Origin of the sequence: Rhizobium sp. NZLR10, from assembly GCF_019685125.1 — a bacterium.
Classification (GTDB): Bacteria; Pseudomonadota; Alphaproteobacteria; order Rhizobiales; family Rhizobiaceae; genus Rhizobium.
Genome location: NZ_JABDWE010000007.1, coordinates 47,163 through 73,815, shown reverse-complemented (window position 1 = coordinate 73,815; position 26,653 = coordinate 47,163). Strand labels below are relative to the sequence as shown.

At 61.8% G+C, this 26,653-nt stretch carries 22 protein-coding genes and 1 tRNA gene; 7 read left to right on the top strand and 16 right to left on the bottom strand.

What is annotated here, in order from left to right; all coding sequences use genetic code 11:
* Nucleotides 1–10 precede the first annotated feature (10 nt).
* The 6 genes from HJB82_RS12515 to tesB all read right to left on the bottom strand — a co-directional run bounded on the left by HJB82_RS12515 (nt 11) and on the right by tesB (nt 7,482).
* The gene (locus HJB82_RS12515) at nt 11–814 is read right to left on the bottom strand and encodes an exodeoxyribonuclease III (RefSeq protein WP_221140115.1); all 804 of its coding nucleotides are present in this window, start codon (nt 812–814) and stop codon (nt 11–13) included.
* A gap of 101 nt (nt 815–915) precedes the next feature.
* Nucleotides 916–1,584 (bottom strand): outer membrane lipoprotein carrier protein LolA, encoded by a 669-nt coding sequence (locus HJB82_RS12510; protein ID WP_207582169.1) that lies wholly within the window; start codon nt 1,582–1,584, stop codon nt 916–918.
* Between the two features lie 139 nt (nt 1,585–1,723).
* Entirely contained in the window at nt 1,724–4,393 is a 2,670-nt protein-coding gene (locus HJB82_RS12505) for a DNA translocase FtsK (protein WP_221140113.1), read from the bottom strand.
* 248 nt (nt 4,394–4,641) lie between these two features.
* Complete coding sequence (locus HJB82_RS12500; RefSeq protein WP_221131646.1) at nt 4,642–6,000, bottom strand: ammonium transporter; 1,359 nt, start codon at nt 5,998–6,000, stop codon at nt 4,642–4,644.
* A 25-nt stretch (nt 6,001–6,025) separates the two neighbouring features.
* Nucleotides 6,026–6,376 (bottom strand): P-II family nitrogen regulator, encoded by a 351-nt coding sequence (locus HJB82_RS12495; protein WP_003543684.1) that lies wholly within the window; start codon nt 6,374–6,376, stop codon nt 6,026–6,028.
* A gap of 221 nt (nt 6,377–6,597) precedes the next feature.
* The gene (gene tesB, locus HJB82_RS12490; protein WP_207582172.1) at nt 6,598–7,482 is read right to left on the bottom strand and encodes an acyl-CoA thioesterase II; all 885 of its coding nucleotides are present in this window, start codon (nt 7,480–7,482) and stop codon (nt 6,598–6,600) included.
* 84 nt (nt 7,483–7,566) lie between these two features.
* Here tesB and HJB82_RS12485 point away from each other — a divergent pair, with 84 nt between their 5' ends.
* The gene (locus HJB82_RS12485) at nt 7,567–8,781 is read left to right on the top strand and encodes a ubiquinone biosynthesis hydroxylase (RefSeq protein ID WP_221140111.1); all 1,215 of its coding nucleotides are present in this window, start codon (nt 7,567–7,569) and stop codon (nt 8,779–8,781) included.
* 17 nt (nt 8,782–8,798) lie between these two features.
* Here the strand turns inward: HJB82_RS12485 and HJB82_RS12480 are convergent, their stop codons facing one another.
* From HJB82_RS12480 to HJB82_RS12465, 4 genes are all read right to left on the bottom strand, one after another.
* Nucleotides 8,799–8,987 carry a Trm112 family protein gene (locus tag HJB82_RS12480; RefSeq protein ID WP_003589705.1) on the bottom strand — a complete coding sequence of 63 codons (189 nt, stop codon included), beginning with the start codon at nt 8,985–8,987 and terminating at the stop codon, nt 8,799–8,801.
* 9 nt (nt 8,988–8,996) lie between these two features.
* Nucleotides 8,997–9,683, bottom strand: coding sequence for an LON peptidase substrate-binding domain-containing protein (locus tag HJB82_RS12475; RefSeq protein WP_207584400.1), 687 nt, complete (start codon nt 9,681–9,683; stop codon nt 8,997–8,999).
* 174 nt (nt 9,684–9,857) lie between these two features.
* Nucleotides 9,858–10,832 (bottom strand): thioredoxin, encoded by a 975-nt coding sequence (trxA, locus tag HJB82_RS12470; protein WP_207582174.1) that lies wholly within the window; start codon nt 10,830–10,832, stop codon nt 9,858–9,860.
* A 159-nt stretch (nt 10,833–10,991) separates the two neighbouring features.
* The gene (locus HJB82_RS12465; RefSeq protein ID WP_207582175.1) at nt 10,992–11,501 is read right to left on the bottom strand and encodes a prolyl-tRNA synthetase associated domain-containing protein; all 510 of its coding nucleotides are present in this window, start codon (nt 11,499–11,501) and stop codon (nt 10,992–10,994) included.
* Between the two features lie 256 nt (nt 11,502–11,757).
* On the opposite strand from HJB82_RS12465, the gene HJB82_RS12460 reads away from it, so the two are divergent.
* From HJB82_RS12460 to HJB82_RS12450, 3 genes are all read left to right on the top strand, one after another.
* A tRNA-Gly gene (locus HJB82_RS12460) sits at nt 11,758–11,832 on the top strand.
* Nucleotides 11,833–12,240: 408 nt separating this feature from the next.
* Nucleotides 12,241–13,683 carry a M81 family metallopeptidase gene (locus tag HJB82_RS12455; RefSeq protein ID WP_221140110.1) on the top strand — a complete coding sequence of 481 codons (1,443 nt, stop codon included), beginning with the start codon at nt 12,241–12,243 and terminating at the stop codon, nt 13,681–13,683.
* 367 nt (nt 13,684–14,050) lie between these two features.
* Complete coding sequence (locus HJB82_RS12450) at nt 14,051–15,385, top strand: glucoamylase family protein (protein WP_221140108.1); 1,335 nt, start codon at nt 14,051–14,053, stop codon at nt 15,383–15,385.
* A 101-nt stretch (nt 15,386–15,486) separates the two neighbouring features.
* On the opposite strand, the gene HJB82_RS12445 is transcribed toward HJB82_RS12450, so the two are convergent.
* The 6 genes from HJB82_RS12445 to HJB82_RS12420 all read right to left on the bottom strand — a co-directional run bounded on the left by HJB82_RS12445 (nt 15,487) and on the right by HJB82_RS12420 (nt 23,930).
* Entirely contained in the window at nt 15,487–16,524 is a 1,038-nt protein-coding gene (locus tag HJB82_RS12445) for an ABC transporter ATP-binding protein (protein ID WP_207582196.1), read from the bottom strand.
* Complete coding sequence (locus HJB82_RS12440) at nt 16,521–18,185, bottom strand: iron ABC transporter permease (protein WP_221131643.1); 1,665 nt, start codon at nt 18,183–18,185, stop codon at nt 16,521–16,523. The genes HJB82_RS12445 and HJB82_RS12440 overlap by 4 nt, the downstream gene beginning before the upstream one ends.
* Nucleotides 18,186–18,246: 61 nt before the next feature.
* Nucleotides 18,247–19,263 (bottom strand): iron ABC transporter substrate-binding protein, encoded by a 1,017-nt coding sequence (locus tag HJB82_RS12435; RefSeq protein WP_221131642.1) that lies wholly within the window; start codon nt 19,261–19,263, stop codon nt 18,247–18,249.
* Nucleotides 19,264–19,562: 299 nt separating this feature from the next.
* Nucleotides 19,563–21,101 (bottom strand): aldehyde dehydrogenase family protein, encoded by a 1,539-nt coding sequence (locus HJB82_RS12430; protein WP_207582199.1) that lies wholly within the window; start codon nt 21,099–21,101, stop codon nt 19,563–19,565.
* 65 nt (nt 21,102–21,166) lie between these two features.
* Nucleotides 21,167–22,450, bottom strand: a complete 1,284-nt coding sequence (locus HJB82_RS12425; protein ID WP_207582200.1) for an FAD-binding oxidoreductase — start codon at nt 22,448–22,450, stop codon at nt 21,167–21,169.
* A gap of 67 nt (nt 22,451–22,517) precedes the next feature.
* Nucleotides 22,518–23,930 carry a VOC family protein gene (locus tag HJB82_RS12420; protein ID WP_207582201.1) on the bottom strand — a complete coding sequence of 471 codons (1,413 nt, stop codon included), beginning with the start codon at nt 23,928–23,930 and terminating at the stop codon, nt 22,518–22,520.
* A 101-nt stretch (nt 23,931–24,031) separates the two neighbouring features.
* Between HJB82_RS12420 and HJB82_RS12415 the strand changes: the two genes are divergently transcribed.
* The 3 genes from HJB82_RS12415 (at nt 24,032) to HJB82_RS12405 (ending at nt 26,635) form a co-directional block, all read left to right on the top strand.
* Nucleotides 24,032–24,940: a LysR family transcriptional regulator gene (locus HJB82_RS12415; RefSeq protein ID WP_221140106.1), complete on the top strand. Its 909-nt coding sequence runs from the start codon at nt 24,032–24,034 to the stop codon at nt 24,938–24,940.
* A 69-nt stretch (nt 24,941–25,009) separates the two neighbouring features.
* Complete coding sequence (locus tag HJB82_RS12410) at nt 25,010–25,246, top strand: Lrp/AsnC ligand binding domain-containing protein (protein WP_003567502.1); 237 nt, start codon at nt 25,010–25,012, stop codon at nt 25,244–25,246.
* A 210-nt stretch (nt 25,247–25,456) separates the two neighbouring features.
* Entirely contained in the window at nt 25,457–26,635 is a 1,179-nt protein-coding gene (locus HJB82_RS12405; protein ID WP_221140210.1) for a glycosyltransferase family 4 protein, read from the top strand.
* The last annotated feature ends 18 nt before the right edge of the window (nt 26,636–26,653 follow it).

The following is a 26,653-nucleotide window of genomic DNA, read 5'->3' as shown; positions in this document are numbered from 1 at the left end:
CCACACCGCTCTAAAGATCGAAATGCGCCGTGACCGGCACGTGGTCCGAGGGCCGGTCCCAGCTGCGCGCCTCCTTCAGGATCTCGATGCGCCGGAGATGCGGCCCGAGATCCGATGACGACCAGATATGGTCGAGACGGCGGCCGCGATCGGCCGCCTCCCAGTCCTTGGCGCGGTAGCTCCACCAGGTATAGAGCTTCTCGTTCTCCGGCACATGCTGGCGCATGAGATCGAGCCAACCGCCGCGCTTCATCACCTCAAGCAGCCCGTCGGTCTCGACAGGCGTATGGCTGACGATCTTCAGGAGCTGCTTGTGCGACCAGACATCGTGCTCCAGCGGCGCGACGTTCAGGTCGCCGACCAGGATGGCGGAGGTGTTGCTCTCACCATTGGCTTTCAGCCGCTTCATCTCCTCGATGAAATCGAGCTTGTGGCCGAATTTCGGATTGACGGTACGGTCGGGCTCGTCGCCGCCGGCCGGAACGTAGAAATTGTGCAGCCGGACACGGCGATTGCCGCGCTCGAAAATCGCCGAAATGTGTCTGGCATCGCCGACCCCGCAATAATCCTGCCGGTGATCCTCCGTCAGCGGAATGCGCGAGGCGATCGCCACGCCGTGATAGCCTTTCTGGCCGTGGATGATGATGTGATCGTAGCCCATCGCCCGCAGCGGTGCGGCCGGAAAGAGCTCGTTCGCCACCTTGGTTTCCTGCAGGCAGAGAATGTCGGGCCTGTGCTTGAGAACGAGCTGCTCGACGATCGGCATGCGCAGCCGCACCGAGTTGATGTTCCAGGTGGTGATCGAAAAGCCCATATTCTCAGCCCTTTCATGCTTTCATGAAAGGGCTTTAGAACAAAGGCGGATGGGAGGGAACCGCCCGCGTGCAAAACAGGGGACAGTCAACCAAAAAGGCGTCAGTCGCGGGACTGAGGCGTGCCCGGAATGGTCTCATAGGGCACGCGGAACACGCGATCGTCGAACTGCATGCCTGTCTTGACGTTGAAGATCATCACCGACGTGTCCTTGCCCTGGTTGTCGGTGATCGTCCACTGACGCAGGTCGTAGGTCTTCGGGTCGAACATCATGGTGATGGTCGAGCTGCCGAATACCGTGTTGTTGCCGAGCGCAATCGTCGTCAGATCCGACTCTTCCTTCACGCGCTTCACCATGCCGGCCGAGAGGTCGATGTGCTGCGCCAGGAGCAGGCTGAGCGGCGTCTTCGAGAGCGGATAGAGGTCCCAGGTTTTCAGCTTGGTATTGCCGATGGCGACGTTTTTGCCGTCGGCGATCACCCGCATCGGCGACGGGTCGTCATAATTGAAGCGCAGTTTGCCGGGCCGCTGGATGAAAAACTTGCCGCCGGTCTGCTCGCCGCGCGGACCGAACTGCACGAATTCGCCCTGCATCGTCGTGACACCGGAGAAGTGGTCGGCGATCGCCTGCGCGGTGCCGGAGGCGGGAGCTGCCGCCTGCGCATAAGCACCGAAGGGAACGGCGCTCACCATCGCAGCAACGGCAAAGGCGCCGAGAAGATCGCGGCGCGTTACCGTCAGGCCGGAGAGGAAGGGGTCGGAGTTACTCATCTAAATCTCCTTTATGCGATCTGCATGCTGCCGAAAGGCGGCGTCTTCAAGGCGTTGCGATCGGCCCGCGAGAGGTAACGGCTTCGACGCTGTCAGGTTTCCGCAAAACCGGCCCTATTGGAAATATATGCCAATTATTTCAGCGGTCGAGGATATCGCCTTCGGTCGGAACAAGAATCTCGCGTTTGCCGGCATGATTGGCCGGCCCGATGATGCCTTCCTTCTCCATCCGCTCGATCAGCGAGGCGGCCCGATTGTAGCCGATGCCGAGCCGGCGCTGGACGTAGGAGGTCGAGGCCTTGCCATCACGCAACACGATGGCGACAGCCTGATCGTAAGGATCTTCCGATTCCGAAAGGTTGGACGTGCCGGCCGGGCCACCGCCGCCGTAATCACCATCTTCGTCGTCGTCGGCGGTGATCGCATCGAGATACTGCGGCGAGCCCTGGGTCTTCAGGTAGGAGACGATCTCTTCCACCTCGACATCCGAGACGAACGGACCATGCACGCGCTGGATACGTCCGCCGCCCGCCATGTAGAGCATGTCGCCCATGCCAAGCAGCTGTTCGGCGCCCTGTTCGCCAAGGATGGTGCGGCTGTCGATCTTCGAGGTGACCTGGAAGGAGATGCGGGTCGGGAAGTTCGCCTTGATCGTGCCGGTAATGACGTCGACCGATGGGCGCTGTGTCGCCATGATCACATGGATGCCGGCCGCGCGCGCCATTTGCGCCAACCGTTGCACGGCGCCTTCGATATCCTTGCCAGCGACCATCATCAGGTCGGCCATTTCGTCGATGATGACGACGATATAGGGCATTGGCCTGAGGTCGAATTCTTCGGTCTCGTACATTGCCTCGCCGGTGTGACGGTCGAAGCCGGTCTGCACCGTGCGCGAGATCGCCTCGCCCTTCGACAAGGCCTGCTCGACGCGGGTGTTGAAGCCGTCGATGTTGCGAACACCGATCTTCGACATCTTCTTGTAGCGCTCTTCCATCTCGCGCACGGTCCATTTGAGCGCGACGACGGCCTTCTTGGGATCGGTGACGACGGGCGAAAGCAGATGCGGGATTCCGTCATAGACCGAAAGTTCGAGCATCTTCGGGTCGATCATGATCAGCCGGCATTGTTCCGGCGTCATGCGGTAAAGCAGCGACAGGATCATCGTGTTGATGGCGACCGACTTGCCGGAGCCGGTGGTGCCGGCGACGAGCAGATGCGGCATCTTGGCGAGGTCGGCGATGACGGCTTCGCCGCCGATCGTCTTGCCGAGCGCCATGGCGAGCTTCGCCTTGCTGCCTTCGAAATCCCTGGAGGCGATAAGTTCACGCAGATAGACGGTCTCGCGCGTCTGGTTCGGCAATTCGATGCCGATCGCGTTGCGGCCGGGCACGACGGCGACGCGGGCGGCAATGGCGCTCATCGAGCGGGCGATATCGTCGGCAAGGCCGATGACGCGCGACGACTTGATGCCGGGCGCCGGCTCCAGTTCATAGAGCGTGACGACCGGGCCGGGGCGGACATGGATGATCTCGCCCTTGACGCCGAAATCCTCAAGCACGCCTTCGAGCATGCGGGCGTTCTGCTCCAGCGCATCGGCCGATAGCGTCGAGTCGCGCACGACATTCTTCGGTTCGGCAAGCAGATGCATCGAGGGCAGCTGGAAACCCTCCGGACGGATGAACGAGCCCTGCGCCTCCCGCTCGATGCGGGCGCTGGGCTTCGGACGCGAGACCAAAGGCACGACGCGCGGTTCCGGCTTGCCGGCGGCCTTTGCCGGTGCGCGGATCATCCAGTCGTCGTCGTCATCATCGGGCAGAATATCGGCCGGGCGCGGCGGCATGTCGGCATCGAAGGGCAGATCGTCGTCATCATCGTCGTCATCGACGGAAAGCGACGGTGCAGAGACGATACGCCGCGGCGATGCTGCGCGTGCCTCCATCGACGGCTCCATGCGCTCGCCGCGGACGGTGGGCGCCTTAGCGCGGACGGGTTCGTTCAGCGTGCCGAACTCGTCATCGTTGAAATCATAGGGTGATTCGAAATCGCCCTGGCGGCGCTTGCGCGGCCCTATGCCGAAGAGCCGGCGCAGCCGCCCTTGGCTCATGTACCAGGCATGGGTCATCGCACCGCTGAGAGCGACCCAGCGCGACTCGTCGTCCTCGTCCTCGTCTCCGACGACGCGGACCTTGCTTGCTGTCCCGACGTAATCTTCCTCGATCTCCTCCTCGGCGTCGCTGCGGCCGACGAGGCCCGACGCAAAGAGCATCATCCAGGCGGTGGGCGCGGCAAAGATGCAGCCGACGACCATGGCGAAGGTGCCGGTGGGATAAGCGCCGACGAAGAGTGCGGGAAAACGCAGGATCATGTCGCCGATGACGCCACCGATCCCGTTCGGGATCGGCCAGGTGAGCGGCGGCGGGAAGCAGCCGATCACGGCGCAGGAAAGCACCGTACCGGCAAGCCAGGCGCCGGCTCGGGCGGGGATACGGCTGAAGCGGCGGCCCGAGATCAGCGTCAGCGCCCAGGCGACGATCGGCAGCATCGAAATGACGCTGGCAAGGCCGAGAAACTGCATGACGATATCGGCAAAGGCAGCGCCGCTATAACCGAGGATATTGGTCGGCAGATTGGCAGTGGCATAGGAATAGCTCGGATCGGCAACGTTCCATGTCGCCAGCGCCGCGACGCAGAGCGCCAATAGCAGAAAGATCGCAAAGCCGATGAGGGCCTGGATCTGCCGCAGCATGAATGCCGAGAGGGAGAACCGATCCGGACGGCCATCCATCGCCGGCGACGTGCTTCTTGCCATGTGTCTAACCCGTCCAATGCCTGAGGGCAGGCGAATCACCGAAGCCTCGCCATGCCAAAATGCGTCCGCTCCACCTAATCAGAGCCGGGTTAAAGCGATGTTAACCATGCACGCCTGGACGTGCATTCGCGACAGGGAAATAAAAAAAGCCCGAACCTTGAGAGGTCCGGGCCAAATGCGGTCTATGATTAGATAGGCCGCGACGGGCCGTGGAGCGGCGTCCTTAAGCCAGGCGCCGCAAAGCTGATTTACGAGTGGTAGGCGGCTTCGCCGTGGGTCGCGAGGTCGAGACCTTCGCGCTCGGCTTCGACGCTGACGCGCAGCCCGATGACGACATCGACGATCTTGTAGAGGATCGCCGAACCGACGCCGCACCATATGATGGTAGTGAGAACGGCAATGAGCTGAACAACGACCTGGCTTCCCATCGTCACACCTTCGACATAGCCGACGCCGCCGAGCGACGCGCTGGCGAAGACGCCCGTTGCGATAGCGCCGAATATGCCGCCCACGCAGTGCACGCCGAAGACGTCTGCGGTGTCGTCATAGCCGAACTTGTTCTTCACGACGGATACGAAGAAGTAGCAAAGCGGCGAAACGGCTAGGCCCATGACAATCGCGCCCATCGGACCGGCGATTCCAGCAGCCGGCGTGATGGCAACGAGACCCGCAACCATGCCGGAAGCACCGCCGAGCATAGACGCCTTGCCACGAGCAAGGGTTTCGACGAGCGTCCAGGAAACGATGGCAGCTGCGGTCGCGATGAAGGTGTTGACCGTTGCAAGCATCGCACCGCCGGAGGCTTCGAGGTTGGAGCCCGCGTTGAAGCCAAACCAGCCGACCCAGAGCATCGAGGCGCCGACCATGGTCAGCGTCATCGAATGCGGTGCCATCATGTCCTTGCCGTAGCCGGTGCGCTTACCGACCAGAAGAGCGCCAATGATACCAGCGATACCGGCATTGATGTGGACGACCGTACCCCCTGCGAAGTCAAGCGCGCCCATCTTGAAGAGCATGCCGTTCGAATCCCAGACCATGTGCGCGATCGGAAAGTAGACGAAAGTCGCCCAAAGTGCGCAGAAGAGAACTGCAGCCGAAAATTTGATGCGCTCGGCGAAAGCCCCGATGATTAGGGCAGGCGTGATCGCTGCGAAGGTCATCTGGAATAACATGAAGATGAATTCCGGAATGACGACGCCCTTGGAGAAGGTTGCAGCCGTGGTTGCCGTGGAAACGCCGGAAAGGAACATCTTGGCTGTGCCGCCCCAATAGGGGCTGTCCGAACCGCCGAAAGCGAAGGAATAGCCGTAAATCACCCAGATCAGCATAACCACCGCGCCGATCATCGTGCACTGCATCAAAACGGAGAGCATGTTCTTGGCGCGAACGAGACCGCCATAGAAGAGTGCTAGGCCGGGCACCAGCATGAACAGCACAAGGATCGTGGAAATGAACATGAAGGCAGTATCGCCCTTGTCCGGCACCGGTGCTGCAGCCGCAGCCGCAGCCGGTGCAGCTTCCTGCGCGAAAGCGACGGCCGGCGCGAGAAGCGCTGCCGAAGCTGCGCAAATCCGCGCAAAGGTGGAAGAAAACTTCGAAATTGACATTGGAAAAAGCTCCTTGATCTGCCGCTTACAGCGCTTCTGAATCGGTTTCGCCCGTACGGATGCGCACGGCATGGTCGATCGAATAGACGAAAATCTTGCCGTCGCCGATCTGACCGGTCTTGGCCGATGCCGCGATGGCCTCGACCGCCCTGTCGACGAGTTCCGATGCAACCGCGATTTCGATCTTGAGCTTCGGCAGGAAGCTGACCGCATATTCGGTGCCGCGATAGATTTCGGTATGCCCCTTCTGGCGCCCGTAGCCCTTCACTTCGGTCACGGTCAGCCCTTGAATGCCGATCGCCGTAAGAGCTTCGCGGACCTCATCGAGCTTGAACGGCTTGATAATAGCCATCACAATTTTCATCTGGTTTCCCATCCTTCGTTATCCTCGGCGCGGAGCCGACTCTCCTTGCCGCTGACGTTCCTGAACAGCGACCGGCGATATACATTCAAGGGACGTGCCAGATTCGAGGCATGGAATAACTTATTGAAAAATAACGATTATAATACCTGGCGCCAATAAACAGGCAAATGATCGGCAAATGACCGGCCATCAATCGCACAAATAATGCGCAATTTTAAAAAGATGCGTATTTTTTATTCATTTGCCTTTTTCCGAATCAAACCCTCCTGTGCGACAGAGGCAATCAGCTCACCCGATCGGGTAAACAGGCTACCCCGGGTCAGCCCTCTGGCACCCGACGCCGACGGGCTGTCCTGCGTATAAAGCAACCAGTCGTCGAGCTTGCAGGGCCTGTGAAACCACATCGAATGATCGAGACTTGCCACCTGCAGGCTCTGATCGAAGATGGAGGTGCCGTGTGCATAAAGCGACGTATCGAGCAGGGTCATGTCCGAGAGATAGGCAAGCACGGCCGCCTGATAGAGCCGGTCGTCGGGAACCGGGCCGGTGGCGCGCACCCAAACGTCTTGTTTGGGATCGAGCTTCTTGTCGGAAAAATAATGCGTCAGCGAGACGGGACGGATCTCGATCGGCCGCTCGCGCTGCCAGTATTTTCGGATCGCCTCCGGCGCATGCGCGAGATATTGCTCCTTGATCTGCTGTTCGCCAAGCAGCGCTTCGGGCATTGTCACCTCAGGCATGACGATCTGGTGATCGAAGCCCGGCTCCTCCACCTGGAAGGAGGCCGACAGCGTGAAGATCGCCTTGCCGTGCTGGATCGCGACGACGCGCCTGGTATTGAAGCTCGATCCATCGCGGATGCGCTCCGCCTGGTAGATGATCGGCACCGAGGGATCGCCGGGCCGCATGAAATAAGCATGCAGCGAATGGACGAAACGCTCGCCCTCGATGGTGCGCTGCGCCGCCATCAGCGCCTGGCCGATCACCTGGCCGCCGAAGACGCGCTGCCAGCCGGCCTGCGGGCTGCGTCCACGGAAGATATCGACCTCGATCGGCTCCAGGTCGAGCGTCGAAAGCAGTGTCTCCATTGCCGAAGACCCGGTCGTCTCGCGCGTCATTTTGTATGTCTCCCGGCGGTAGGAAGTGAAGTTGCGATGATCTATATAGGTCACATCTGAGGCACAAGGTACGGGAGCGGCGCGATGCTGGACATGCTGGTTGTGGGCGGGGGTTATGTCGGCCTTTCCGCCGCTGTCGCGGTCAAACAGGCAGCCCCCCATCTGAATGTCGTCGTCGTCGAGGCGGCCCCGGAGCATGTCTGGAAAAACGACACACGCGCTTCCGCCGTCATCGCGGCGGCGTCGAAGATGCTCGAGGTCTTCGGCATCTGGAATGAGATCGAGCCGGAAGCCCAGCCGATCACCAAAATGATCGTTACCGACTCCAAGACCTCTGATCCGGTGCGCCCGGTTTTTCTCACCTTCGACGGCGAAGCGGCGGAAGGCCGGCCTTTCGCCCACATGATCCCGAATGTTGCCATGGTCGCAGCGCTGCGGGGCGTCTGCGAGCGGCTCGGCATCGACATCCGTCACGGGCTCGGCGCCACGGAGCTGAAGACGCACGACAGCCACATAACCGTCACGCTTTCGGATGGCAGCGCGCTGGAGAGCCGGCTGTTGGTTGCCTGCGACGGCGTGCGCTCGACGCTGCGCGATCTCGCCGGCATCAAGACCGTCACCTGGAACTACGGCCAGTCGGGCATCGTTGCCACGGTCGAACATGAGCGGCCGCATGATAGCTGCGCCGAGGAGCATTTCCTGCCGGCCGGTCCCTTCGCCATCCTGCCGCTCAAGAACAATCGCTCCTCGCTCGTCTGGACGGAGCGGACACATGATGCCGATCGGCTGGTCGCCGCCGACGACCTGGTCTTCGAGGAAGAGCTCGAACGCCGCTTCGGCCACAAGCTTGGGGCGCTGAAAATCATCGGCGACAAACGCGCCTTCCCGCTCGGCCTGACTCTGGCACGCGCCTTCGTCGCACCGCGTTTCGCGCTGGCCGGCGACGCCGCCCACGGCATTCACCCGATCTCAGGCCAGGGCCTCAATCTCGGCTTCAAGGATGTAGCGGCACTTGCCGAAACGATCGTGGAGGCTGATCGGCTCGGCCTCGATATCGGATCGATCAACATTCTCGAACGCTACCAGACCTGGCGCCGCTTCGACACCTTCCGTATGGGCGTGACGACGGACGTGCTGAACCGGCTGTTCTCCAACGACGCAACACCGATCCGCATCTCCCGAGACGTCGGCCTCGGCATCGTCGACCGGCTGCCGCGCCTCAAATCTTTCTTCATCGGCCAGGCGGCTGGGACGACGGCAAAGGACAATCCGCGGCTGCTGGCAGGCCAAGTCATTTGATGGTGATTTAAAGACGCCTATTCGTCGAGGCGACGGGCTTCGGACACCAGCATGATCGGAATGCCGTCGCGGATCGGATAGGCAAGCCGCGCCTTTTCCGAGACTAGCTCATTGTGTTCGCGATCATAGGAAAGCCGGCCCTTGGAGAGCGGGCAGACCAGCAGATCGAGCAGCTTTGGATCGACGCGGCTGAGTTTTTCATCCATGGCTGAAGTCTACTGCAGAACCGTGTCGGAGTCACCGAAGACCCGCGCCAGCACGATCTCGGTAATGGCGATCAGCGTTTCGGCCCGCGTCTTCAGATCGGGCGCTTCCAGCAGTGCCTGCTTTTCAGCCGGTCCGAACGGCGACATCATCGCCAGCGAATTGACAAGCGTCAGATTGCTCGCCCGCTCGACGCTCTCCCAGTCCGCTTCCAGCTTGTTGGCATCGAGATAGGCCTTGAAGGCAGTCAGAAGCGCTGCGCGGTCGACCGCCTCCTCCTCGTTCGCGGCCGAGAGATCGGCGATGAACGGCGCGATACGGAAGGTGCGGAACGGATCGCTGGTTGCTTTCTCCTCAAGCAACCGAAAGCGGCAGACGCCGGTCAGCGAGACGATATAGCGGCCGTCGCCAGTTTCGGCGAAGGAGGTGATGCGGCCAAGGCAGCCGACGGCGGCAAGATTGGGATCGCCGCCCTTGTCTTCGTGTTCGCCGAGCGCCGGCTGCACCATGCCGATCAGCCGGTTTCCCGTCAGTACAGCATCCAGCATCGCCAGATAACGCGGCTCGAAAATGTTGAGCGGAAGCTGCCCGGCCGGCAGAAGGAGGGCACCGGTCAGGGGAAAGACGGCGATTGTATCAGGCAGATCGCCCGGCTTCAGGTATCTGGCATTCCCGACTTGCATGAAACCGTCCCGCATTCTTGTAACGGGCATGCCCGTCCTCACGAGAATGTGGTGCCCCCGTCCGAAAACGCAAGGGCAGTTGCTCGAAACTTAGCGCCTACCTCCGAAAATCCGAATCGCCTTTCAACAGGATCAGACAGGGATACAAAGCAATACAGCGCCTTGCCGCCCTGTCGGACCCGCGGCGCTTTAGGAGAACAGCATCGCCGAAAGCTTGCGCCGAGCCGAAATCGTCGCCGGATCCTTGAAGCCCCAGACCTCGAAGAACTGCAGCAGCTGGCGACGGGCGCCGTCATCGTCAAAGGCGCGGTCCTTGCGCATGATCAGCAGCAGGTGCTCGGCCGCTTCGTCGCGCCGGCCTTCGACATTGAGGATCTTGGCGAGCTTCAGCCGCGCCTCATGGTCGTCGGGGTTGACGGCAAGGCCACGTTCGAGCGCAACAGGATCGCCGAGCTTGCGGGCTTCCTCGATCTGTTCGAGCTTTTTCAGTACGGCCTGGATACCGGCGTCCTTCGCCAACTCTTCCGGCAGATCAGTCAGAGTTTCGCGCGCCCGCTCATGCTGGTTTGCGACGATCATGCACTCGGCCATGCCGGCAATCGCCTTGGCATTTTCGGGATCGGCCTGCATCACCGCGGCGTAGAGCTGAGCGGCCTCATTGATGTTGCCGGCGGCCAGCAGTTCTGCTGCTTCCGTAACCACGGCTTCGATCTCGGCCGCCTCATCGGCGCCGGCCGGGCCGGCGATACGGTCGATGAACTGCTGAATCTGGCTTTCCGGCACTGCACCCATGAAGCCGTCGGCGGGGCGGCCGTTAACGAAGGCGATCACGGCGGGGATCGACTGGATGCCGAGCTGGCCGGCGATCGAGGGATGGTCGTCGATGTTCATCTTGACCAGCCGGACGCGGCCCTTGGCTTCGTTGACCACCTTCTCCAACACCGGCGTCAGCTGCTTGCACGGCCCGCACCAGGGCGCCCAGAAATCCACCAGCACCGGTTGATTGCGCGATTCCTCGATGACGTCCTTGCCGAAATTCGCGGTCGTGGTGTCGGTGATGTAGCTGCCGGCTGCAGCCACGGGTTCTGGGGTGGCGCCGAAGCTTGTCGTCGCCGTCATCTGATTTCCGAAGGAACTGTTATAGGGGTTGTCGCTGCCGCTCATAGGTATCTCCCGCCGCGCCGATCTTGCCGGCGTCTTTGCTAAAGCATGTCGCGCAAAAGTGTAGCGGTTTTGCGATCAAGACATGCACAAAACCAAAGGCCTAAAGCGCCGCAAGCGAAACTGAAAGTCCGCGACGCGCTTTAGCGCTAAAATCGTATGTCAGGACGTCACTTTCAAGACAAGCGGCTTATGCCCGGTCGCTTCCATGAAACGGATGAGATCGGAGCTCGCAATCGATGTCGTCGCATCGTTGGATAGCGGATGGCAGTTGATGATCTCCTCGCGCATCAGATCGGTATCGAGCACGAAGGTGACATTCGCCGCAGTATCGTTGATCGCGCCGAATGCAGTGACCGCGCCGGGAATGACGCCGAGATATTCCATCAACTTCTCGGGCCTGCCGAAGGAGACCCTGCCGGACCCGCCGATGGCATTATGCACCTGCTTGAGATCGACGGCAGCGTTTTCCTCGACGGTCAGCAGAAAATACCTGTCCTTCTTGTCCTTGACGAACAGGTTCTTGGTGTGGCCGCCGGGGATCTCGTCGCGCAGCGCAACCGATTCCGCCACGGTGAAAACCGGCGCATGGTCAACCGTCTTATGGGCAATGCCGAGCCCATCGAGAAAGGCAAACAATTCTTCTCTGGTCTTCGGGACATTTTCGGACATTGGGCAATCCATTGGATAGGAAGGGAAAAAGACAAGGCGTCCTGATTAAGTCCGTCGACATCGTTTGGCAATCTTTGCGGCCGACGCTTTGCCCCGCATTTGCGGCCTTTCCGCCCGGCCCGCGCGAGCAGGAGAATTTTTCTTCACCTCTCCGTCATTTCCCTGTTGCATTTGAAAACCCGTTAGGCCATATAGCGCCGGTCGCCGCGAGGCGGCGCCCACGGTCCAACAACTACCCCGGACCGATGTGGATTGAGCGGGTGTAGCTCAGGGGTAGAGCACAACCTTGCCAAGGTTGGGGTCGAGGGTTCGAATCCCTTCGCCCGCTCCAGTTTCTCAAATTTTCAAAGCCTTAGCGCACCTTTGCCGTGCAGGGTGTCTGTTCTGAATGTTTGCCGATCCGCGAGCTCGCTGATCGGCGAATAAGGGGCGTGTGCTCCTCGCGGCCGGGGCGCGTAAACTGCTGAGTTTGACGCGATCTTGCGTGCACCCAATGACTCGCCGCATAGCAACGCCACTCTGCTTGGCCTCGACCCATAAGATGATGTTCTGATCATCGTCATCGGCAGGAGCAGATGGCGCACTCAATGAGATGGGCCGCACCGCTTGCGACAATCCCTCACTTGGTGTCAGATGACCGGAGAAATTCTTGACGACAGCACCGGCCTCGAGGTCCAGGGCGCTGCCGGCATTGCGGCCCTACCTTCCTGATTGCTCCCAATATCAACTGAGGTTTCCCATGCGCATCGCCGTTGGTGGCATTCATATCGAATGCAGCACATACAATCCCGTCCTGAACGAGGAGAAGGATTTTCGCGTGCTGCGCGGGGACGCACTGCTGGCATCACCCTACTTTGGCTTCCTCAGGGATTACGACGCCGAATTCCTACCGACGATCCATGCCCGCGCCATTGCTGGCGGCCCGGTTTCACGCGCCACCTACGAGGCCTTCAAGGGCGAATTCCTCGAGCGGCTGAAGCCGATGCTGCCGCTCGACGGTCTCTACCTCGCCATGCATGGCGCCATGTATGTCGAGGGCATGGAGGATGCCGAAGGTGACTGGATTTGTGCGGCCCGCGCGCTCGTCGGCGAGGCCTGCACGGTGTCGGCAAGCTACGACCTGCATGGCAACGTCACCCAGCGCATCATCGATGCGCTCGATATTTATTCAACCTATCGCACTGCGCCGCATATCGATGTCGAGGAGACGATGCGCCGCTCGGTCTCCATGCTGGTGAAGAGCCTGAAATCAGGTGTGCGGCCGGTTGTTCTCTGGGCGCCGGTCCCGGTCGTGCTGCCCGGCGAGCGCACCAGCACCGTCGATGAGCCGGCGAAAAGCCTCTATGAGATGCTGCCCGAAATCGATGCGATTGATGGTGTCTGGGATGCATCACTGATGGTTGGTTATGTCTGGGCCGACGAACCGCGCGCCACGGCCGCCGCCATCATCACCGGCACCGACCGCGCGGTAATGGAGCGCGAGGCCAGACGTCTCGCCAAGGCCTATTGGGATGCGCGCGAAGACTTTGTCTTCGGCTGCGAGACCGGCTCGTTGGAGGAATGCGTCGCGAGAGCCATTGCAAGCCCGACAATCCCCGTCGTGCTCGCCGAATCCGGCGACAACCCGACCGGCGGCGGCGTCGGGGACCGAGCCGACGTGCTGGCCGAGTTGATCGGTAGGGGTGTTGCCGGCGTCGTCTTCGCCGGCATCACCGACAAGGCGGCAACCGAGACCTGCTATGCCGCAGGCGTGGGCGCCGAGCTGGACCTCAGCGTTGGCGCCTCACTCGACAGCGAGGGCAGCAAGCCGGTCAATGCTCGTTTCATCGTCAAGTTCCTCCATGGAACCGCCGAACCCGCCGACCGCCAGGCGGTGGTTTCGATCGATGGCATCGATCTCGTACTGTCCGCCAAACGCCGGCCCTATCACAACATCGCCGATTTCACCCGGCTCGGCCTCGATCCGCACAAGGCGAGGATCATTGTCGTCAAATCGGGTTATCTCTCTCCCGAGCTGGCGCCGATTGCAAATCCCAGCCTGATGGCGCTCTCGACCGGTGTCGTCGATCAGTTCGTCGAGCGCCTGCCACGGCTGCGCAAGCAGCATCCGACCTATCCCTTCGACAAGGATTTTGCCTTCGAGCCGCAGGTCTTCCTGTCGGCGCGTTCGGCGGGGACTTGAGACGACCGATCGGCGAGAGGCGTGTTTCATCTTCACTGCCTCGCGGCGCGATGCCAAGGGGTAGATGCGCGCAGTAGAGACTCCGACGCCTCATACCAGCCTATACGATTGAGCGACTGTCACCCGTTCCGCGGAAGATCGGAGGAACCGAATATCGCCGGAAACAACGGCTGCGGACCGGCGCGTAACCGCTGCTTTTGCTGCACCGCTTATATGACTTCTACTAGATATTATTTCACCGATAATTATTAACGACCACTTCTGCCCATTTGTGTTCTCTTATCCCTGCGAATCAAAAAGGTTTGATTTGCCGGGGGACGGCCGTCATGTTCAAGCATGGGGCGATGCAACAGTTGGGTAGGAGCCTATGCTGCAACGGATTGAAGATATTGATGCAGCGCTTGTCGACAGGCTGCAGCATTCGGCATTCAAGTACTTCCTGAAATATTCCAATCCCGAAAATGGCCTGGTGGCCGATACCTCGATCGGCGGCGTGCCGGCAAGTATCGCAGCCGTCGGCTTTGCCCTTTCCTCCTATCCCGTCGGTGTCGAGCGTTGCTGGATCAGCCGCGCGGAAGCAGCCGAACGCACGGTCAATACGCTGCGGTTTTTCGCCGGCGCGCGTCAGGGCGAGGAACGCCACGCCACCGGCCACCGCGGCTTCTTCTACCACTTTCTGCATATGGATACCGGCCACCGCGCCTGGAACAGCGAGCTGTCGACCATCGATACGGCGCTGCTGGTCGCCGGCATCCTGACATCAGCGCAGTATTTCAACCGCGAAGACGACGAGACGGAAAAGGAAATCCGTGAGCTCGCGACCTTCATCTACGAGCGCGTCGATTGGCGCTGGGCGTTGAACAAGGGCGACACCATTGCCATGGGTTGGAAGCCCTCTTCCGGCTTCCTGCGTTGGCGCTATCACGGCTTCGACGAGGCGATCATCCTTTACGCACTGGCGCTCGCATCGCCGACGCACCCCATCCCGCAGTCTTGCTACGACGCCTTTACGTCAAGCTATTCCTGGATGCTGCACGGCGAACAGTCCTATCTCTATGCCGGGCCGCTGTTCATCCACCTGTTCTCTCATGCCTGGATCGATTTCCGCGGCATTCAGGACAAGCCGATGGCGGAGCGGAACTGGGATTATTTCCGCAACACGCAGGCGGTCATCAACGTCCAGCGTGATTATGCCGAGCGCAATCCCGGCCAGTTCGTCGGCTATAACAAGAATATCTGGGGTTTCTCCGCCTGCGACGGCCCGCCGCCGACGCGGCGCATGCGCGGCGGCCGCCAGCCGAAGGTTCTGGGTTATGCCGCCCGCGGCGCCCCGCTCGGCCCGGATGACGGCACGATCGCACCCTGGGCAGCCCTCGCCTGCCTGCCCTATGACCGGCAGGCGGCTTTGGATGGCACCAAGGCACTTTTGACCAGCTATCCGAACCTGCTCTTGGAAGGCGGCTTTCCCGGCGGCTTCAACCCGACGGTCAAGACCACGCGGCCGGAAGGCTGGGTCGACGACCGCACCGTCGGCATTGATCAGGGTCTTCTCGTCATGACCGTCGAGAACGAGCGCTCCGACTTCATCTGGAAGCTGATGAGGCAATCGCCGGCCATCCGGCTCGGGCTCGAGCGCGCCGGCTTTACCGGCGGCTGGCTTGAAGGCATCGAGCCGCAAGAAGTGGTGCGCAAGTTCGGCTAAAGCAATTACAGGAAAAGTGCGAAGCGGTTTTCCGTCCGGAATTGCGTTAAAACAAGAAGTTATGGGGGTTCTGAGCGTCCTCGGACGCGCGACGCTTTCACTCAGCTCTCGAAAACATGCGCCTTGCCGGCGATATCGAGGCGAACGAGATCGCCTCGCGCCGGCAGCGCAACGCTCGAGGTCTTGATCAGGATCGGCGGCAGGGCAACACCGTCGAGCGAAACGGCAACGGTGCAGACCGCGCCGCCGAACTCCACCTCGACGACACGTCCGCCATGGTTGCGATCGCTTTCATCGGCAACGACGCGGATCTGCTCCGGCCGCAGCATGATCTCCGCTTTGCCCTGACGACTGCCTTCGACGGCGACGCGGCCAAGCGCGCAGTCGGCCAGACCGTTCCGAATGATCGCGGGAAGCAGCACGGCATCGCCGAGGAACAGTGCTGTCTCACGATCCCTGGGATGCAGATACAATGATTGCGGCGACCCGGCCTGAACCAGCCGTCCTTCTCTGAGCACCGCGACCTGATCGGCAAAGGTCAGCGCCTCTTCCTGATCATGCGTAACCAGAATGGTGGTAATGCCGGCCGCCTTGAGAACGCGCGCAACCGCCTTGCGCATGTTCTCGCGCAACCCGGTGTCGAGTGCCGAGAAAGGTTCGTCGAGCAGCATCAGCCGCGGCTTGCGGCCGAGCGCGCGGGCAAGCGCCACGCGCTGCTGCTGGCCGCCGGAAAGCTGATGCGGGCGCCGCACCAGCATGCCGCGGTCGAGCTCGACCATATCGAGCAGCTCGACGATACGCTTCTCACGGTCGGCCGCACCCCGCTCGAAGCCGAAGCCGATATTTTCGGCGACGCTTAAGTGCGGAAACAGCGCGCCGTCCTGCGAAACGATGCCGATGCCGCGCTTGTGAGCCGGCACCGTCGCGGGGCCGTCGGCAAGCACCTCGCCATCGAGCGTCACTCTCCCGACGTCGGGCTGCTCGAAGCCGGCAATGATGCGCAGCAGTGTCGTCTTGCCCGAACCGGACGGGCCAACGACGGCGGTGCGGCTGCCCGCCTGGACATCGAGCGAAATATCCTTCAGCGCCTGCACAGGCCCGTAGCGCTTGCTGATGTTTTCGATCGTAAGCAGCGTCATTGGCCGGCAGTCCGTTTCGATTGGGTATAGAGCATCAGCGTGAGCGGCAGCGACAGCACGATCATCATGAAGGCATAGGGCGCAGCCGAAACATAATCGATCTCGCTGGTCAGCGACCAGAATTTCGTCGCCAGCGTATCGACGCCGTTGGGCGACAGCATCAGGGTCGCCGTCAGTTCATTGGTAATGCCGAGGGCGGCGAGCGCGACGCTGGCCGCCGCTCCGGGTGCGGCAAGCCGCATGGTGATCTGCCGTACCGCCTGCCCTGGGGTGCGGCCGAGGCCCATCGCGGCGCGCTCCAGCTCCACCGGTGCCTGGGCGATGCTGGCGCGCAGCCCCACCATGGCGCGGGGCAGGAAAAGCATCACATAGGCGACGAGCAGCGTTGCAAAGGTCTGGTAGAGGGGCAGCACGAGACGCACGGTGATCGTCACCAGCGCCAGCGCCACGACGACACCCGGCAGCGAGCCGACATAGTAATGGCAGGCTTCGAGCACGCGCTGCAAACGGCCGGGCGCACGCACGGAAAGCCAGGCCATCGGTGCTGCGGCAATCGTCGCCAGCACGCCGCCGACAATGGCAAGCACGATCGTCTGCAGGAAAGCGCTGCCGACTTCGATGCGCCAGATCTCGGTGCCGCCGAGATAGAGCCAGCGGCCAAGCGTCACCAGCGGCACGCCGAGGGTCAGCACCGCCAGGACGACAGGCAGAAAAACGGCCGGCACCACGAACCAGCCGAGCCGGCGGCGATCTGTCGGACGCGGCGAGCCGGAGCCGACGCGTGCATACCGTTCGTTGCCGCGCACCAGCACCTCGAAGCCGAGCAGAAAAAGACAGCAGGCGACGAGCACGCCGCCGAGCATGTTGGAGGCGGGACTGTTGTAGGAGGACTGGAACTGATCGACAATCGCCGTCGCGAAAGTGTCGAACCGGATCATCACAAACAGGCCGTACTCCGAAAGCAGATGCAGCCCGATCAGCAGCGAGCCGCCGCAAATGGCGAGTCGGAGCTGCGGCAGCACCGCCCGGAAGAAGACCCGCCAGGGATTGAGACCCAGCGAGGCCGCGGCATCCTCGATCGCCGGATCGAGACGGCGCAACGCCGCGGCGACCGGCAGGTAGAGAAAAGGATAATAGGCGATCACCGAGACGAAGACACCGCTCTGCAGGCCGTGCATGCCGGGGACGAGGCTGACCCAGGCATAGCTGTGTACGAAGGCAGGCACGGCGAGCGGAGCAATCGCAAGCCAGGCGCAGAGCCGCGCGAAAGGAATGTCGGTCCGCTCGGTCAGCCAGGCAAGCGTCACCGCAAGCGCGATCGATAGTGGAATGGTGAGCGATTCCAGCAGAACCGTGTTGACGAGCAGTTCGCCGACGCGCGGCCGAAAGACCAGGGCGTTTACCGTTTCCCAGCCGACATCATAGGTGACCCAGCCGATGAAGCCGAGCGGCACCAGGCTGAAGATCGCGACGATGGTTGCCAGCAGCACCACGGAAGCGTGCGGCATGGGCGCGCGCGGCAAACCCATCCGCCCCCCAGGCGCGACCGGCCCCGCGTTACCGGATGCGAGCAATCTGTTGTCCTGCAGCAAGGCCGATGCCTTTACACGCTGAAAAAGGAAGGCAACCGCTTTTGAGGAGCGGTTGCCGGATTTCGTCATGCCCTAAGGTTTTCTTGAGCCAAAAGCAATAGTTTTGGCGGAAGTCGCCTGCGGCAGAAGGTCAGATCAGGCCGGCGGCCGTCATCAGCTCCACAACCTTCTTGCTGTCGAGCGTCGAAGCTTCGACTTTCGGCGCGTCGAGATCGGCGAGCGGAGCGAGCTTCTCGTTGGAGGGCGCGTCCTTGCCGACGGCATATTCGTAGGAGTCACCATCCTTGAGAACCGCCTGGCCGGCCTTGCTGGTGAGGAACTTCAGGAAAGCCTGGGCTTCCTTCATGTGCTGCGTTGACTTCAGGATGCCGCCGCCCGAAACGCTGACGAAGGCGCCGGGATCCTGGTTCTTGAAGTAGTGCAGGCCGACATTCTTGCTGTTCTCGCCGGTCTTCGCCTGATCGCCGAACCAATAATAGTGATAGATGATCGCACCCTCGACTTCGCCTGCATTGACGGCCTTCATGGCGACGCTGTTGCCCTTGTAGGGCGTGGCGTTTTCCTTGAGAGCCTTCAGCCAGTCGGCGGTCGCCTGCTCACCCTTGAGCTGCAGCAGCGCAGCGACGATGGCCTGGAAATCGGCGCCGGCAGGTGACGCACCCCAGCGACCCTTCCAGGCCGGATCAGCAAGGTCGAGCATCGACTTCGGCAGCTTGTCTTCGGTGAGCTTCGTCTTGTCATAGGCAAAAACGGTGGTGCGGGCGGCAATGCCGGTCCACATGCCGTCAGCCGGGCGATATTGATCGGGAACCTGGTCCAGCGTGTCCTTTTCGATGGGGGCAAAGAGGCCCGCGCCATCGACCAGCGTCATCGCCGGCGAATTCTCGGTCAGGAACACGTCGGCCGGAGAGGCGTCGCCTTCCTGAATGATCTGGTTGGCGAACTGCATGTCGCCGCCCTGCCGCATGGTGACCTTGATGCCGGTCTCCTTGGTGAAGGCATCGATCCATTCGCGGCCCAGGCTTTCATGCTGGGCATTGTAGACGACGAGACTTTCGTCCTGCGCATTGGCGCTACCGGCGAGCGCGGTGGCGGCGAGAAGCGAAGCGGCAAGCGCGAGGGAAAAACGGCTAAGAGCAATGTTCATGATGGCCTCCGTGGCGATGTCACCCGAGGTCTCCACGGGTGATGAGAGGCGTATATTTTTCCTGACTGAGGATTTCAAGTTTGGCTTGCCCGAAAAAGCCATCACAATATCTTGACTAAATGTTTCATGTTATAGTGGAATAAATCGCGATTGGCCAAAAAGGCGACGCCCCCTGCATGTCGCCCGGAAGTGTGCAGTGGTTCCGGATAGCGACACACTTCAAAACAAAGAGCTAACGCGCGTCGCATGAATCAATTGCATGCGACGCGCTTTAGGGAATGCCGCCCGTTGCAGCCGGCTTATTCGACGTCGAACTTGACGCCCTGCGCAAGCGGCAGCGTCCTGCCGTAATTGATCGTGTTGGTGGAGCGCCGCATATAGGCCTTCCAGGCATCCGAGCCGGATTCGCGGCCACCGCCGGTTTCCTTCTCGCCACCGAAGGCGCCGCCGATTTCGGCGCCCGATGGCCCGAGATTGACATTGGCGATGCCGCAATCCGAGCCGCGGGCGGAGACGAAGGTTTCGGCCTCGCGCATGTCGTTGGTGAAGATCGACGACGACAGTCCCTGCGGCACGGCATTGTGCAGCGCCAGCACCGCGTCGAAATCGCTATATTTGATCACATAGAGGATCGGCGCGAAGGTCTCGTGCTCGACCGGGCCGGTCTGATCAGGCATTTCGACCAGCGCCGGGCGAACGTAAAAGGCGTCAGTCGAACCATTGTCGACGCGGTCGCCGCCGGTCACCTTGCCGCCGGCCGATTTCGCTTCGCCAAGTGCTGCCTGCATCTTCTCGAAAGCCTTGCCGTCGATCAGTGGTCCCACCAGCGTGCCGGTTTCGAGCGGATTGCCGATGGTGACGGAGCCATAGGCCTTCTGCAGGCGCGGCACCAATTGGTCGTAGACGCTGTCATGCACGAAGAGACGACGCAGCGTCGTGCAGCGCTGGCCGGCCGTGCCCATGGCGGAGAAGGCAACGCCGCGCAACGTCAGGTCGAGATCGGCGCTTGGGCAGACGATCGCCGCATTGTTGCCGCCGAGTTCGAGAATGGCGCGGGCAAAACGCTGCGACAGCCGCGGACCGACGGCGCGGCCCATGGCCGTCGAACCGGTGGCGGAAACGAGTGGGATCTTCGGATGGTCGACCAGCACTTCGCCGACTTCACGGCCGCCGATGATCAAAGTCGATAGATTGGCCGGAGCCGTGCCGCCCTCGGCGATGAAGCGCTTCAGCGCCTTCTCGAACAGTGCCTGCACGGCAAGGGCGGTCAAAGGTGTCTTTTCCGAGGGCTTCCAGACGGTGGAATTGCCGCAGACCATCGCCAGCGCCGCATTCCACGACCAGACAGCAACAGGGAAGTTGAAGGCGGAGATGATACCGATCACACCGAGCGGATGCCAGCTTTCCATCATCCGGTGTTCGGAGCGCTCGGTGGCGATCGTCAGGCCGTAGAGCTGACGGGAAAGGCCGACCGCGAAATCGCAGATATCGATCATCTCCTGCACTTCGCCGAGGCCTTCGGATGTGATCTTGCCGACTTCGATCGAGACGAGACGGCCGAGTGCTGCCTTGGCGGCGCGCAGTTCCTCGCCGAGCAGGCGGACCAGTTCGCCGCGCTTCGGTGCAGGTACGGCACGCCATTCGAGGAAGGCCTTATGCGCCTCTTCGATCGCCGCATTCGCCTCGGCAACCGAATGCTCTCTGAGTTTGCCGATTTCCTTGCCGGTGACCGGCGAGCTGACCGACAGGGTGCCGCCGTGATAGCGGCCGGCATCGACGCCGAGTTCGGCAAGCAGCTTGGCGGTTTCGGTGGCGAGATCGAGGACGGCGATATTCATTGTCGTGGTTCCAATCTTATTATTCTCAGAAGCGAGTTTCGCTTCCCGGAAGCGTTTACCGGTTCTCAAAAGCGGGCATCGGCGAAATGGGCGACTTGAGCGCCCGCTTCGTACCATAGTTCCTTCAGCGCACGGAGCCTCGGTTCGGTCGGCGACGTCAGCGGCAGCGGCAGGTCGGCTTCGGCAAGCCGGCCGAGGATATGCTCTGCCAGCGTCCGGCCGAAGACCGTGCCGGGCGCAATGCCGCGGCCATTGTAACCCGAAAAGCCGACGACATTTGGCGCGAATTTGTGAAAGCGCGGCAGCGCATTGTCGGTCATGCCGATCTGGCCATACCATTCGCACTCGAATTCGACATCGCCGATAACCGGAAACAGCCGCTTCAGGGCGCGCTTGGCCCAACCCTTATGCACGGTGAGCCCGGTATTGCGCAACGCCCCGACACTGCCGAACACCAGACGTCCAGCCTGATCCATCCGGAAGGAGGAGAGGATTTCCTTGGTATCCCACGCGCCTTCCCGGCCCGCCAGGATCGACTGACGCAGATTGTGGCCGAGCGGCACGGTGGCGAAATTGAAATAGGGCAGATGCACCTGTTCGCTGCGCACCTGCTCCCACGGTCCGGTGCTGTAGGCGTCCGTCGCGACGATGATCCATTCGGCGCTGACTTCGCCGCTTTCGGTCTTCACCTTCCAGCGGCTGCCGTGACGCTCCGTTGCAACGACCGGACTGGATGTGTGAATGACGACGCCTGATTTGACGGCGGCATGGGCAAGACCGCGCGCATAGGCCAGCGGTTGCAGCGTTCCGGCGCGCATGTCGAGCAGCGAACCGGTATAGGCATCGCTGCCGATGCGTCTGGCCGTCTCCGCCGCATCGAGCAGCGTTACGGCGGCGCCGCGGGCGGACCATTGCGCCGCGCGTTCTTCGATCTCCTTCAGCCCGTCCGCACCGACAGCGCAATGCAGCGTGCCGTTGCGTTCGAGTTCACAGGCAACCCCGTGCCTGTCGATCAGTTCCATGACCAGCTTTGGCGCATTGCCGAGCAGCTCGAGCAGACGTTCGCCATGCACCGGGCCGAGCACGCCGGGCAGATCGTCGGGCATCACCCACATGCCGGCATTGATCAGGCCGACATTGCGCCCCGCCCCGCCGAAGCCGATCTCCTTGGCTTCCAGCAGCACCACCTTCGACCCGGCTTCGGCAAGATGCAGAGCAGACGACAGGCCGGTGTAACCGCCGCCGACGATGACGACATCGGCCGACACCGCGCCTGCAAGCGGCGAGGTGGCCGGTGGTTCGGCTGCGGTCTTTTCCCAGAGGCCGTGGGAGCGCGGATCATTCAGCATGGCTCAGTCCGATCGGAGCGAAATCGCGGTACTCTAACGCATATGATGAAGGGTTGAAGCCACCATTTTACGCGACGGTCTTCAGTTGCAGGCCCGCAAGACCGAGCGCCTCCATCGCCGCATCCAGCGATGCCGTCTGGCGTTCGGCATAAAGCGCCAGCTCGTCCTGGACGGTCCCGCCAAGTGCTGCCTCGAAGGCGTCGCGGTTCGAGCGGGTCGCATAATTCTGCTGCTGGTCGGCGCCGAGGTTCGACTGAAAGATGCCGGCTGCGCTGACCGGCAGGAAGTCTTCATAGACGATCGGGGCGAAGGCGAGGTAACCGTTGGTGATCAACGCTTCCGGATCGTCGGGCAGCGTGCCGCGGACGGCGGCGGCAATGCCAGCAGGTGTGGCGGAATAACGGAAGAAGGCCAGACCCTGCCTGCGCAGCTCTTCCCAGCTGTCCGGCAGCGCCTTGAAACGCTCGGCAAGTTCGCTGTCGTAGGCGCCGGCCTTGGCGCCGCCGGCGACGACCTGGACCTCGCCGCGAACCGAGGCGAGCAGCCGGTCGTAGAGCGCTCGGCCCTTGGCCGTCAGCGCCACACCGCGCTGTTCGATCTCGCCGAAGCGGGCAGTATGCGTACCCCGGATCGCACCGTCGTCATCGGAAAAGCCGATCCTTTCCTCCAGCGCCTTGAAACTCGTCTGCCGCAAGAGGATATCGCAATGACGGCGCGGTGGTCCTTCGATGACGGCCTTCGGCGTGATGCCGCGTTCCGGCATGCGGGCCTGGACTGCGTCGATATCCAGCGTGCGCGGCGTCAGGTGGTTGATATGCGGCCCCTTGAAGCTGACGACGTCGGCGATCAACCGGTGCGCATCGTGCAGGCGCTTGTAAGTCTTGGCGCTGATTGTCGCCTCACCGTGCCAGCGGAAGGTTTCGAGCGCCTCGGCGACGAATTCCACTGCTTCCGGCCCGGTCAGGCCGCCGTCCCGCTCATGACGCTCGATCAGCGCGATGGCGCGCGGCGTATAGATGCGCCGTGCCGCCAGAATGGCCGCCGCTTCGCCGCGCAGCCCCTCGTCTTCGATCAGCTCCAGCCGTAACAGCGAGGTAAAGACGCGGAATGGATTAACGTTGAGCGCAGCCTCGTCGACCGGCCGGAAGCTGGTGGAATGAACAGGCACGCCGGCAACCGAAAGATCGTAATAGCCGACGGCCTGCATTCCCATGACCGCAAACAGCCGTCGAATGGTGAAAAGTTCTTCTGCCGTGCCGAGCCGGATGGCGCCGTGGCGCTCGACATCGATGCGCTCCAGTTCGCCGGCGCGGGCCAGTCGCTCCCGCAGTTCGGGGTCGTTTTCGAGGCAGCCGGCATTCACATCCGCCACCAGTTCGATCAGCGTGCCGTATTGCGGCACCTCTGCCCGGTACATCTGCGACATCGCCTCGGTAAAGAGCGAACGGATACGGTCTGTGGAAACGAAGGCTTTCGGCATCGGGGACTCAGGCTCATTCCGCTTTTGCAGGATGAACCTCTTTACAAGCGTAACAAACCCAGAAATATCGACATTTTGGAAATAGCTCATTCTGAAGCGGAATGATCATGTTTGCTTCAAGACGATTTTTGCCATCGATTTCGCATCTCGCCGCCTTTGAGGCGGTCGCCCGCACCGGCAGCGTGACGGCAGCCGCGCGCGAACTCGATCTGACCCAGAGCGCCGTCAGCCGTCAGGTGAGCGCGCTGGAGCAGCAGCTTGGCGTCGAACTCTTCCGGCGCGAACGCCAGACCATGCGGCTGACGCTTGCCGGTGACAGTTATGCCCGTGAAATCCGCGAGGCGCTGCGGCGCATATCCAGCGCCTCGCTGAACCTGCGCGCAAATCCGTATGGCGGCACGCTCAATCTTGCCATCCTGCCGACCTTCGGCACGCGCTGGCTGGCGCCGCGCCTGGGGCGTTTCCTCGCCGCCAATCCCGGCGTCACCATCAATCTGGTGACCCGGCTTTCGCCCTTCGATTTCCGCCTCGATTCGATCGACGCCGCCATCCATTTCGGCCACCCGCACTGGCCGGGCGCCGAACTGGCTTTTCTGATGTCGGAGCGCACGGTGCCGGCCTGCAGCCCTGAGTTTCTGAAGCGCTACGCAATCTCCGGACCACAGGATCTGCTTTCGGTTCCGCTGCTGCACCTGACGACGCGGCCCGATGCCTGGGAGCAATGGTTCGCCGGCAACGGCGTTTCCTTCGAAAGCGTGCACGGCATGCTCTTCGACCAGTTCGCCACCGCCGCCCAAGCGGCGATCGCCGGCCTCGGCATCGCCCTCCTGCCGACATTTCTGATGCAAGAGGAGATCAGCCGCGGCGATCTCGTCGCCGCTGTCGACCGTGGAATGGAAAGCCGCGAACGCTATTATCTCGCCTTTCCGCCCGAGCGGGCCGACTATGCGCCGCTTGCCGCTTTTCGCGATTGGATCGTCTCGGAAGCGGCCGCCGATCCGGCCGCGTGACGAACGGCTTGCATCGGCATGGCGCTTTCGACCATTATGCCACCAACCAACCCTTTGCAGGAAATCCCCATGAAGCCGATCTTCGTCCAGCTCCAATGCGCCCCCGGCAAGACCTATGAGGTCGCCGATGCCATCTACCAGACCGAACTGGTCTCGGAGCTCTATTCCACCAGCGGCGACTACGACCTGCTGCTGAAGGTCTACATCGAAGAAGGCCAGGATATCGGCAAGTTCATCAACGACAACATCGCCAATATTCCCGGCATCGTCCGCTCGCTGACGACCTTGACTTTCAAGGCCTTCTGAAGCAATTCCAACAAAAGTGTGCTGCGGTTTTACGTCCGGAATTGCGTAAAAACAAAGATGCTCTGAATCAATCAGACGCGGTTAACCTTTTTCGCGAAGAATCGCCTTTCGGGACGCCGCTTAAACCGCGGCTTAACGCCGGAGAGATCTGGTCGTTGCTATAAGAGTCCCGCCTCAACTCGGGGCAACGTGCGCAGCTATAGGTGGAAAATGGCGATCGTCGAGGCAGATAGGGTGCGCGAGAAGGCGCAGCCGGAAACGGCGCCGCTGATCATCCATGTCGTGCGCCAGTTCCTGCCCAACCGCGGCGGCCTGGAAGACGTGGTCGCCAATCTCGCCCGCCAGACTGTCCGGCGCGGTTATCGCGTCCGCGTGGTCACGCTCGATTCATTGTTCACCGCGCCTGAGGACAAACTGCAGCCGCGCGAAAACATCGACGGCATCGAGGTGGTGCGCATTCCCTGGTCCGGCAGCAGCCGTTATCCGCTGGCGCCTAAGGTTTTCCGTCATCTCGCCGATGCCGATCTCGTGCATGTCCATGCCATCGACTTTTTCTTCGACGCGCTCGCCTGGGGCCGGCTGCTGCATCGTAAGCCGATGATCGTCACCACCCATGGCGGCTTCTTCCACACGCGAAAATACGCGGCGATCAAGAAGATCTGGTTCCGGACGTTGACCCGCGCCTCGGCACTGGCCTATCGCAGGGTCGTCTGCTGCAGCGCGTCCGACCTCAAGCAGTTTTCGGAAATCGTGCCCGACAGCCTGCTGATCGAAAACGGCGCCGATATCGGCAAGTTCGCCGACACCGCTTCGCGCCGGGCAAAGCGCCGCATCGTCACCATCGGCCGGTTCTCGGTGAACAAGCGGCTGGACCATCTCCTCGATGCGATGGTCATGCTGACGACCCGTGATGCGGAATGGCATCTCGATATCGTCGGCGCCGAATCCGACCTGAACCGGGCGGATGTCGAAGCCGCGATCGAAAGCCGTAACCTTTCCGGCCTGGCCACCCTGCACGTCTCACCCGACAACGGCGCCATCCGACGGATCATCACGGATGCCTCGCTCTTTGCCTCCGCCTCTGAATATGAAGGTTTCGGTCTGGTGGCGCTGGAGGCGATGAGCGCCGGCCTGCTGCCGGTGCTGAACGCCAACGATGCCTTCGCGACACTTGCCGGCCGGCATCCTGCTATCATGCTTGCCGATTTCACCGATCCTGGGGCCGCCGCCACCGCAATCGAAGCGGCCTATGAAGGTCTTTCGCGCCAACCTGAGACCATTCGCGCTGGGCTTCTCGACGCTACGCGCGGCTATTCCTGGGATATCGTCGCCGGACGCTATATCGATCTCTACAGATCGTTGGATATCGTCGCCGTCGAAAACATCTGATTCTGCTTGCTGAAATTC

What these genes read in the sequence shown, in the direction of transcription:
- HJB82_RS12515 (WP_221140115.1), bottom strand. Translation starts at nt 814, where the DNA reads ATGGGCTTTTCGATCACCACCTGGAACATCAACTCGGTGCGGCTGCGC.
- HJB82_RS12510 (WP_207582169.1), bottom strand. Translation starts at nt 1,584, where the DNA reads ATGAGTAACTCCGACCCCTTCCTCTCCGGCCTGACGGTAACGCGCCGC.
- HJB82_RS12505 (WP_221140113.1), bottom strand. Translation starts at nt 4,393, where the DNA reads ATGGCAAGAAGCACGTCGCCGGCGATGGATGGCCGTCCGGATCGGTTC.
- HJB82_RS12500 (WP_221131646.1), bottom strand. Translation starts at nt 6,000, where the DNA reads ATGTCAATTTCGAAGTTTTCTTCCACCTTTGCGCGGATTTGCGCAGCT.
- HJB82_RS12495 (WP_003543684.1), bottom strand. Translation starts at nt 6,376, where the DNA reads ATGGGAAACCAGATGAAAATTGTGATGGCTATTATCAAGCCGTTCAAG.
- tesB (WP_207582172.1), bottom strand. Translation starts at nt 7,482, where the DNA reads ATGACGCGCGAGACGACCGGGTCTTCGGCAATGGAGACACTGCTTTCG.
- HJB82_RS12485 (WP_221140111.1), top strand. Translation starts at nt 7,567, where the DNA reads ATGCTGGACATGCTGGTTGTGGGCGGGGGTTATGTCGGCCTTTCCGCC.
- HJB82_RS12480 (WP_003589705.1), bottom strand. Translation starts at nt 8,987, where the DNA reads ATGGATGAAAAACTCAGCCGCGTCGATCCAAAGCTGCTCGATCTGCTG.
- HJB82_RS12475 (WP_207584400.1), bottom strand. Translation starts at nt 9,683, where the DNA reads ATGCGGGACGGTTTCATGCAAGTCGGGAATGCCAGATACCTGAAGCCG.
- trxA (WP_207582174.1), bottom strand. Translation starts at nt 10,832, where the DNA reads ATGAGCGGCAGCGACAACCCCTATAACAGTTCCTTCGGAAATCAGATG.
- HJB82_RS12465 (WP_207582175.1), bottom strand. Translation starts at nt 11,501, where the DNA reads ATGTCCGAAAATGTCCCGAAGACCAGAGAAGAATTGTTTGCCTTTCTC.
- HJB82_RS12455 (WP_221140110.1), top strand. Translation starts at nt 12,241, where the DNA reads ATGCGCATCGCCGTTGGTGGCATTCATATCGAATGCAGCACATACAAT.
- HJB82_RS12450 (WP_221140108.1), top strand. Translation starts at nt 14,051, where the DNA reads ATGCTGCAACGGATTGAAGATATTGATGCAGCGCTTGTCGACAGGCTG.
- HJB82_RS12445 (WP_207582196.1), bottom strand. Translation starts at nt 16,524, where the DNA reads ATGACGCTGCTTACGATCGAAAACATCAGCAAGCGCTACGGGCCTGTG.
- HJB82_RS12440 (WP_221131643.1), bottom strand. Translation starts at nt 18,185, where the DNA reads ATGACGAAATCCGGCAACCGCTCCTCAAAAGCGGTTGCCTTCCTTTTT.
- HJB82_RS12435 (WP_221131642.1), bottom strand. Translation starts at nt 19,263, where the DNA reads ATGAACATTGCTCTTAGCCGTTTTTCCCTCGCGCTTGCCGCTTCGCTT.
- HJB82_RS12430 (WP_207582199.1), bottom strand. Translation starts at nt 21,101, where the DNA reads ATGAATATCGCCGTCCTCGATCTCGCCACCGAAACCGCCAAGCTGCTT.
- HJB82_RS12425 (WP_207582200.1), bottom strand. Translation starts at nt 22,450, where the DNA reads ATGCTGAATGATCCGCGCTCCCACGGCCTCTGGGAAAAGACCGCAGCC.
- HJB82_RS12420 (WP_207582201.1), bottom strand. Translation starts at nt 23,930, where the DNA reads ATGCCGAAAGCCTTCGTTTCCACAGACCGTATCCGTTCGCTCTTTACC.
- HJB82_RS12415 (WP_221140106.1), top strand. Translation starts at nt 24,032, where the DNA reads ATGATCATGTTTGCTTCAAGACGATTTTTGCCATCGATTTCGCATCTC.
- HJB82_RS12410 (WP_003567502.1), top strand. Translation starts at nt 25,010, where the DNA reads ATGAAGCCGATCTTCGTCCAGCTCCAATGCGCCCCCGGCAAGACCTAT.
- HJB82_RS12405 (WP_221140210.1), top strand. Translation starts at nt 25,457, where the DNA reads ATGGCGATCGTCGAGGCAGATAGGGTGCGCGAGAAGGCGCAGCCGGAA.